This window comes from Microcystis sp. M079S1 (assembly GCF_020246425.1).
Lineage (GTDB): Bacteria > Cyanobacteriota > Cyanobacteriia > Cyanobacteriales > Microcystaceae > Microcystis > Microcystis aeruginosa.
Genome location: NZ_JADBSZ010000290.1, coordinates 1 through 8,551, shown reverse-complemented (window position 1 = coordinate 8,551; position 8,551 = coordinate 1). Strand labels below are relative to the sequence as shown.

At 46.3% G+C, this 8,551-nt stretch carries 9 protein-coding genes and 2 pseudogenes; 8 read left to right on the top strand and 3 right to left on the bottom strand.

Going from position 1 to position 8,551, the window contains the following annotated elements:
* Positions 1-216: pseudogene (locus tag IM456_RS18870) on the bottom strand (helix-turn-helix domain-containing protein); the annotation flags it as partial.
* Between the two features lie 325 nt (positions 217-541).
* Between IM456_RS18870 and IM456_RS18865 the strand changes: the two are divergent.
* The 8 genes from IM456_RS18865 to IM456_RS18830 all read left to right on the top strand — a co-directional run bounded on the left by IM456_RS18865 (position 542) and on the right by IM456_RS18830 (position 6,782).
* Positions 542-904 (top strand): ATP synthase subunit I, encoded by a 363-nt coding sequence (locus tag IM456_RS18865; RefSeq protein ID WP_149988376.1) that lies wholly within the window; start codon positions 542-544, stop codon positions 902-904.
* Between the two features lie 57 nt (positions 905-961).
* A complete protein-coding gene (atpB, locus tag IM456_RS18860) occupies positions 962-1,711 on the top strand; it encodes a F0F1 ATP synthase subunit A (protein WP_149988371.1) in 750 nt (249 codons plus the stop codon).
* 230 nt (positions 1,712-1,941) lie between these two features.
* Positions 1,942-2,187: an ATP synthase F0 subunit C gene (gene atpE, locus IM456_RS18855; protein WP_002740068.1), complete on the top strand. Its 246-nt coding sequence runs from the start codon at positions 1,942-1,944 to the stop codon at positions 2,185-2,187.
* Positions 2,188-2,416: 229 nt separating this feature from the next.
* The gene (locus tag IM456_RS18850; RefSeq protein WP_149988372.1) at positions 2,417-2,848 is read left to right on the top strand and encodes a F0F1 ATP synthase subunit B'; all 432 of its coding nucleotides are present in this window, start codon (positions 2,417-2,419) and stop codon (positions 2,846-2,848) included.
* A gap of 126 nt (positions 2,849-2,974) precedes the next feature.
* Complete coding sequence (locus tag IM456_RS18845; protein WP_149988373.1) at positions 2,975-3,517, top strand: F0F1 ATP synthase subunit B; 543 nt, start codon at positions 2,975-2,977, stop codon at positions 3,515-3,517.
* On the top strand, positions 3,518-4,066 hold the full coding sequence (gene atpH, locus IM456_RS18840; protein ID WP_002763366.1) for an ATP synthase F1 subunit delta: 549 nt from the start codon (positions 3,518-3,520) through the stop codon (positions 4,064-4,066).
* A gap of 68 nt (positions 4,067-4,134) precedes the next feature.
* Complete coding sequence (gene atpA, locus IM456_RS18835; RefSeq protein ID WP_002795849.1) at positions 4,135-5,643, top strand: F0F1 ATP synthase subunit alpha; 1,509 nt, start codon at positions 4,135-4,137, stop codon at positions 5,641-5,643.
* A gap of 191 nt (positions 5,644-5,834) precedes the next feature.
* Positions 5,835-6,782 carry a F0F1 ATP synthase subunit gamma gene (locus IM456_RS18830; RefSeq protein WP_002750073.1) on the top strand — a complete coding sequence of 316 codons (948 nt, stop codon included), beginning with the start codon at positions 5,835-5,837 and terminating at the stop codon, positions 6,780-6,782.
* Between the two features lie 496 nt (positions 6,783-7,278).
* On the opposite strand, the gene IM456_RS18825 is transcribed toward IM456_RS18830, so the two are convergent.
* Together IM456_RS18825 and IM456_RS18820 are read right to left on the bottom strand one after the other, a co-directional pair.
* Positions 7,279-8,280 carry an Npun_R2821/Npun_R2822 family protein gene (locus IM456_RS18825; RefSeq protein ID WP_149988374.1) on the bottom strand — a complete coding sequence of 334 codons (1,002 nt, stop codon included), beginning with the start codon at positions 8,278-8,280 and terminating at the stop codon, positions 7,279-7,281.
* A 147-nt stretch (positions 8,281-8,427) separates the two neighbouring features.
* Positions 8,428-8,551: pseudogene (locus tag IM456_RS18820) on the bottom strand (zinc ribbon domain-containing protein); the annotation flags it as partial.

Below are 8,551 nucleotides of genomic sequence, written 5' to 3'. Positions count from 1 at the left end.
TTTTAATTTTTCTATTCCGCCTTCTTGATAATCTCGAAGATAAGTTAATAAGGTATTTGGCGAGATTCCTGCTAACTGACAAATTTTTTGGTGCGGTATTTTTTGACTCTTTAACCAAAGAACTTCCATCTTCAGTTGAACCCGGGGATGGGGATGATGAAATCTTTCCTAAGACAGTGAGTTCTTTTCTTCTTCCGTGAATTCTAGGTTAATCATGTTGTCAATGAGTGCTTTGCTTCTAATTATGACTCTTAAACTATATTATTGTCTTTGAGGAAAAAATGCAAGTTATAGCCGTGCAAAGTATAACTGATTCAAGGCTGACGGCTGACGGCTGATAGCGGGGGGAATCATGACAATTTACAATTGCTTAATAATTGTTGCCCCTGCCGTGATAATATGTCTTGTGGCTCACCTGAGCGTCATAGCTCGGAAAGCAGTCCAGATATTGAGATTAGTCTATCGCTGATTTAGGTGTACCTTGTCTGACCCATCGATCGAATCTCCCCCAACCCCAAAAACCAACCCGCCGTCAGATCCGATGCGGGAATACTATCAACTACAAAACACCTTATTGATCACCACCCTGATCTTAAGCGGTCTGATCTTTATCCCCGTGTGGTGGTTTTATTCCCTCAATACCGCTCTTAATTACCTATTAGGGGCAATGGTGGGAGTTGTTTACCTAAAACTCCTGGCCGGGGAAGTGGAAAAATTGGGGGTAACGAAAAATCGGGTGGGCAAAAAAGGATTAGCCCTATTCGCTGGATTAATCATCATCGCCAGTCGTTGGCAAGAACTGCACATAGTGCCAGTTTTTTTGGGGTTTTTGACCTATAAAGGGGCGATCATCGTCTATACCCTGCAAACCATCTTCAAGTTGGAGCAGAAAGCCGATTCCTAACCCCTTTGACCGTTAAAATAACCCTGATTTGCGAACCCGAATCTCCCCAAGGTGGAAATGTTAGACAGTTTAAGTGTGCTTAATTTTTATAGCCTCGCTTCCCTGGAAGTGGGACAACACTGGTACTGGCACATCGGCGGACTAAAAATTCACGGGCAAGTGATCGCGGTCTCCTGGATCGTCTTCGCTATCTTAATCATCGCCTCGATCGCCGCTACCCGCAAGATCCAGAAAGTTCCCAGAGGTATTCAAAACCTCATGGAGTACGTTCTGGAATTTCTGCGCGATTTAGCCAAAAACCAGCTAGGAGAAAAGGAATATCGACCCTGGTTGCCCTTCATCGGCACCCTATTTTTATTTATTTTCGTTTCTAACTGGTTAGGGGCCTTGATTCCTTGGAAGTTAATCGAACTGCCCGAAGGAGAATTAGCCGCCCCCACTAACGACATCAATACCACGGTGGCGTTAGCCCTACTGACTTCCCTCGCTTACTTCTACGCGGGCATCAGTAAAAAAGGACTCGGTTACTTCGCTCACTACCTAGAGCCGATTCCCGTGCTATTACCGATCAAAATTTTAGAAGACTTTACCAAACCCCTCTCCCTCAGCTTCCGTCTTTTCGGAAACATCCTCGCGGACGAGTTGGTAGTGGCCGTATTAGTCTTCCTTGTCCCCCTAGTCGTACCCCTACCCCTGATGGCTCTCGGTTTATTTACCAGCGCTATTCAGGCCCTTGTCTTCGCCACCCTTGCCGGGGCCTATATCCATGAGGCACTGGAATCGGAACACGAAGAAGAACACGCTTAAAAGCGAGGGACGAAAACAGAAAAATTTCTTAGGGAAAAGTGTCCAAATAATAGGATAATAACTAAGAAATTATTGGTCGAATTCAGGATGAGCAACTGAATTCCAGGATCGTTCTTTCCCAAAAACTCTTTCGGGAGTTTTGAGCAGAAAACCAGCCATTTTTTACGGCTGAGAACGCGCTCTGTAAACAACAGATTGAAATTGATTAGTAAATAGAGGAAAAAATCACCATGAACCCCACAGTAGCTGCCGCTTCCGTTATCGCCGCCGCCCTCGCCGTTGGTTTAGCCGCTATCGGCCCCGGCGTTGGTCAAGGTACAGCTTCTGGAGAAGCTGTTTCCGGTATCGCCCGTCAACCCGAAGCTGAAGGAAGAATTCGTGGTACCCTTCTCCTCAGCTTGGCATTCATGGAATCCTTAACCATCTACGGCTTGGTTATCGCTCTCGTTTTACTGTTCGCTAACCCCTTCGCCTAATTAAAAAAGCAGTGGGCTATCAGCCCCCAGTCCGCAGCTTGGCAGGGGATTTTTCAAAACTCTAAAAAACGCCAAAGGAGCCAACTAAAAAATTTAGTTTTTGGGACGGAAGGCTGATAGCTAGTTAAGGGAATTTTAGTGATTCCCCCTGACTGTTCATTGTTAAAGCAGGGGGATCATCTTCCTTTTTTGAACCTGTCTATAGCTTCTATTTATCAGGAATAAATCAATGTTTGATTTCGATGCCACTCTGCCAGTGATGGCACTACAATTTATTCTTTTGGCAGTGATCCTAAACGCCGTTTTTTATAAACCCCTCAGTAAAGTTTTAGATGAACGGGCGGAGTACATTCGGCAAACAGAAAGCGGAGCCAAAGAACAACTAGCCAAAACCGAAGCACTGGTACAAGAGTACGAATTGCAATTGAGTTCGGCTCGTAAACAATCCCAAGAGATTATCGCCCAAGCGCAAGCCGAGGCCCAAAAACTAGCCAGCGAAAGAGTTGCCGCAGCCCAAAAGGAAGCGATCGCTCGTAAAGAAGCCGTCGCCGCCGAAATTGCCCAACAGAAAGAAGAAGCCTTTCGTTCTCTAGAAGGACAAGTGGCCTCTCTTTCCCGTCAAATTCTCGAAAAACTCCTCGGCCCCGAACTCGTTCACTAAATCCCAGCCATTGGTTAATAACAGTGATCAGTAAAAAGATAGAAGTCAGTCGTCAGGAGTTAGAAGACTGGAAACTTACCTCTGATAACTGATAACTGAATAACCTACTCCCCGCCCTCAATAATCATGATCATCGACACAGTTTTATTATTAGCCACGGAGGCGAAGGAAGCAGCAGCAGAGGGATTCGGCATCAACACCGATATTTTAGGAACTAACCTATTTAACCTCTCGATTCTGCTCGGTTTAATCATCTTCTACGGCCGCAAAGTCCTCGGACAAATCCTCGGAGAACGTCAGTCGAAGATTGCTGAAGCTTTGGCCGAAGCGGAAAACCGGAAAAATATTGCCGCTACCGCCCTCGCCGAAGAACAGAAAAAACTCGCCCTGGCAAAACAAGAGGCGGAAAAAATTATCGATAACTCTCGATCTAGAGCTAAAGCTGTCACCGCCGACATCGCTGCCCAAGCCGATCTGGATATTCAAAGAATGCGCGAAAGTGCCGCTAAAGATCTCTCGGCGGAACAGGATCGCGTTTTAGTAGAATTACGCCAAAGAATTACCGCTTTAGCCTTAGCTAATGTGGAATCCCAGTTAAGCACCGGACTGGAAGAATCGGTACAACAAACCCTAATTGATCGCAGTTTGGCCAACCTAGGAGGTAAATAGATGCAGGGAAGTTTAATCAGTTCAGAAATCGCCGAACCCTACGCCCAAGCATTACTTTCCGTCGCCCAAAGCAGCGGACAATTAGAAGCGATCGGCGGCGAAATTAAATCCCTCTTAGAATTGTTAGAAAATGCTCCCGATCTAAGAGCTTTTATCGGCAATCCCGTGATCAAAGAAGAAGCTAAAAAAGCCGTTCTTTCCCAAGTAATGGGGAGCAGTGCCAATCCCTATTTAACTAACTTCATGATGTTATTGGTCGATAAACGTCGGATTCAATTTTTAGAACCCGTTTGTCAACAATATCTCACCCTGGCTAGAGTGCTGACTAACACCGTTTTAGCGGAAGTTTCCTCGGCCACCGAATTGAACGATAGCCAAAAACAAATCGTCATCGACAAAGTGAAAACCCTGACCGGGGCAAATGTGGTCGAACTGAAAACCAAAGTTGATGGCAGCCTCATCGGTGGTGTGGTGATCAAAGTCGGTTCTCAGGTCTTTGATGCCAGCATTCGCGGTCAACTACAACGCCTCAGCCTCTCCCTGCGCTAAGGCCATCTAATCTCCCTTTTTTGCCGTTTTTTCACCTCCTAATTTTTTACCTTTTCCCAGATTAAACTATGGTAGCTATCAGACCCGACGAAATTAGCACGATTATTCGTCAACAGATCGAATCCTATAACCAAGAAGTACAGGTCTCCAACGTGGGAACCGTCCTGCAAGTGGGTGACGGTACTGCCCGCATCTACGGCCTGCAACAAGCCATGTCGGGAGAACTATTAGAATTTGAAGATGGAACCGTCGGCATCGCCCTTAACCTCGAAGAAGATAACGTCGGCGCGGTGTTAATGGGGGACGGTTTCGGGATTAAAGAAGGCGGTACGGTGAAAGCCACCGGTAAAATCGCTCAGGTTCCCGTGGGTGAAGCCTTAGTCGGCCGCGTGGTTGATGCTCTCGGTCGTCCCATCGACGGTAAAGGGGACATCCTCGCCAGCGAAACCCGTCTGGTGGAATCCCCCGCCCCCGGTATTGTCGCTCGCAAATCCGTCTGTGAACCGATGCAAACCGGCATTACCGCCATCGATGCCATGATTCCCGTCGGTCGTGGTCAACGGGAGTTAATTATCGGTGACAGAAAAACTGGTAAAACAGCGATCGCCATTGACACGATCATTAACCAGAAAAGCGAAGACGTGATCTGTGTCTATGTCGCCATCGGTCAAAAAGCCTCCACCGTCGCCCAAGTAATCGACACCCTCACCCAAAGAGGCGCCATGGATTACACCGTGGTGGTGGCCGCTAACGCTAACGACCCCGCCACTCTCCAGTATATCGCCCCCTACACCGGAGCTTCGATCGCCGAATACTTCATGTATAAAGGCAAAGCGACCCTAGTTATCTACGATGACCTCACCAAACAGGCTCAAGCTTATCGTCAGCTATCCCTGCTCATGCGTCGTCCTCCCGGTCGGGAAGCTTACCCCGGCGACGTTTTCTATCTCCACTCCCGTTTACTAGAACGCGCCGCTAAACTCAGCGATGCCCTCGGTGGTGGTAGCATGACCGCCCTGCCGATTATCGAAACCCAAGCCGGTGACGTTTCTGCCTACATTCCCACCAATGTAATTTCGATTACTGACGGTCAGATCTTCCTCTCCACCGACCTCTTTAACGCTGGTTTCCGTCCCGCTATTAACGCTGGTATTTCCGTATCCCGCGTGGGTTCGGCGGCCCAAACGAAAGCGATGAAGAAAGTTGCCGGTAAATTAAAACTGGAATTAGCCCAGTTTGACGAATTAGAAGCTTTTGCTCAATTCGCTTCTGACCTTGATGCGGCCACCCAAGCACAACTGGCTCGCGGTCAACGTCTGCGTCAAATCCTGAAACAGCCCCAAAACTTCCCCCTCTCCGTTTGGGAACAGGTCGCGGTGGTTTATGCTGGTTTAAACGGTTATCTCGACGATATCGCCACCGATAAAGTTATCGATTTCTGCGCCGGTTTACGGGAATACCTGAAAACCAGCAAACCTCGCTACGTTGAGATCGTCAGCACTGAAAAACAACTCAACGACGAAGCGGAAGGCCTGCTCAAAGATGGCATCAACGAGTACAAACAGGCTTTTAAATAATCTCGGTAATCAGTAAATGAATGTTGGTAATGGGGGTTAGGTTTTGGGGGATGGGGTGTTGAGGTTTTGGGGTTTTGGGGTATGAGTTGAAATTTCCCTATCTCCCCATTTACCCACCTCTCCATTCCCTCCTAAACCCCGACTCTTGACTGATAACTGATGACTGATAACTGATAACTGATAACTGAATTATGCCTAATCTCAAAGCGATTCGCGACCAAATTCAATCGGTCAAAAATACCAAAAAAATTACCGAGGCCATGCGTCTGGTGGCGGCAGCAAAAGTGCGCCGCGCCCAAGAACAAGTTCTCTGTACCCGTCCTTTTGCCGATGCCCTCGCTCAGGTACTTTATAATCTCCAAGGTCGTTTAGCCTTCAGTGATGTTAATTTACCCCTACTGGCCCAACGGGAAGTAAAAACCGTAGCTCTGTTGGTAGTCACAGGCGATCGAGGTCTTTGTGGCGGTTATAATACTAATGTCATCCGTCGTGCCGAACAACGGATGAATGAATTAAAAGAGCAAGGGATTAACTATCAATTAGTTATTGCGGGCCGGAAAGCAGCACAGTATTTCGAGCGCCGGAATGCTCCCATTGCCGCTAAATTTATTAACCTCGAACAGATTCCCACTGCCGATGAAGCTGGCACTATTGGGGATGAATTGCTTTCCTTGTTTTTATCGGAAACAGTCGATCGGGTCGAGTTGGTTTATACTCGTTTTATCTCCCTGATCAGTTCCACTCCCGTGATTCAAACCCTGTTACCTTTAACTACCCAAGGTTTAGCGGTACAGGATGACGAGATTTTCCGTTTGGTGACTAAAGAAGGAAAATTTAAGGTACAACGGGAAAAAATGGCCAGCCAACCGGCGCAGGTTTTTCCCCAAGACATGATTTTTGAGCAGAATCCCGTCCAAATCCTCGATTCTCTCCTACCTTTGTACTTAAATAACCAGTTACTGCGCGCTCTCCAGGAATCGGCGGCTAGTGAATTGGCAGCCCGGATGACGGCAATGAGCAACGCCAGCGAGAACGCCAGCGAGTTAATTGGCACTTTAAGCCGTACCTACAACAAAGCGCGTCAAGCCGCTATTACGCAAGAATTGTTAGAAGTAGTAGCGGGAGCCAATGCTCTCTAGGTTTAAGCCAGTTTTTGTTCTGATTATCAGTAGGGGTGATTATTTTCACTCCTTTTTTTTACGCCAAGCGATTATTGACCAGCGACAAGCCTGGGCGGAGCAGGTTAACCGAGCTTGAGACTGGAGTTTAGACTAATTCCGTCACGCCACTCCTAGGTCGAGCGGTAGAGCGGGAGGTTTGATCGAATCCCTTGAAACCCTTACAAAAACAAGGTTATCGGATTTTAACAGGTCAAAAGCCTTATTTTAAAAGGGTTTTACCATTATTCAGCAAGCCCTAATTAGGGTTTGCTGAAAAAGTTTTTCGTGGGGGCAGGGTGTGGGGTGTGGGGTGGAGGGTTTTACCCATTTTCAGGGGGTCAATTACCTAATTTTCAGGGAAAAAGTGCCTAAATTTCCCCCCCGATCACTCCAAGGGCTGGCACTTTTTGATTTCCAAAAAGCCTAAAGATATTATCCAACAAGGTTTTTAGATTTATTCAGCAAACCCTAATTATTATTTTCCTAAGCCGAGTTTTCTGGTTACTTTTTGCCAAAAAGTTGGGTTCGGTGTTTGATAGGGTTTGGGACTATCTGTAAATATAGGACGTTGACTAGGTTCGTAGAGATAACGATAGTGTAAGAAAATATCTCGATAGGGAAAATCGAGATTTTCACCGCTACAAAGTCGAGTGAACAGAGAGGAAGATAAACCAATGTAGTGAAGGTATGTCAAGCGGTTGCCCTGATCATAAAGAATATTATCTAAAGCCTGAAAATGGGGAGAGGTGACACAGCAGCCGGTGCGTTCTTCTTTAGGCAATTGAAGAGCTAGATTATATATAGAAAAATTTGAGCGCATCATCATATAATTGACGATAGTTTGATCGGGAGCCATCGGATAGAGAATTTCTGCTTCTCCTGCTCGCAATTGTTCGATTAGCCAATTGCGCTGATTTTCATCGAATAAACCAGTTTTAGAAGCGTAGAAACCTGCACAAAAAATCTCCTTTTCGATACGATCACGGGAAAAAACCTCGAATAATTTTGGTTGAGAAACTTCGTAGACATGAGTGGGATCTTTATGCTGAAAGTCATAAACAACACAATCGTGCCTATCTAGGATAGCGAAGATTTTATCAATGGCATCGAGTAGCAAGGTGTCCCCATCCATGTAGATAAAACGCTCGAAGGGACTATCAAAAGCAATAAAACGGTGGTGCATTCCCATACGATAATATCGGTCAGTGCAACCCGATTTCAACCAACGTTCGCGGGCTTGCGGGTGGCTATCCCAAATCGACTTGGCGAAATTTTCCCAGCGTTCGATCACTTCCCGATCATCAAATAACTCTACATTAGGACGTTGAGCAATTTCCGCCTTGATACGTTCGGTGTTGTCATCGTAGGGATAGACACAAACAGGAAGAGCTTTTCCCCCATTTACCTCGATGCTATTGAGTAGAGCGATTAATTGATCGTAAATGCGATCATTGGCTAAGGTACAAATACCGTCCATAAGTAATCCCAAGGAAAAAATCAAAACCTATTATCTTTGCCGTTAGTTTAGCTTATTTTTGTCGATAAATTTCGGTAATTTCAGATTATAGCCATGACTTTAACTGCTGAAATGCCTAAGATTGACAGAGTTGACATACTCCCACCGTCAAGCTACGCTGTGACGGGGGATTCTTGACCTATCACTATCGGAAATTCCTTGTTCAACGAGACAGCTTAGATTCTCAATGTCTCCATTAAGAATCCAGAGGCCGGACTCTCCCAAGGCGTTT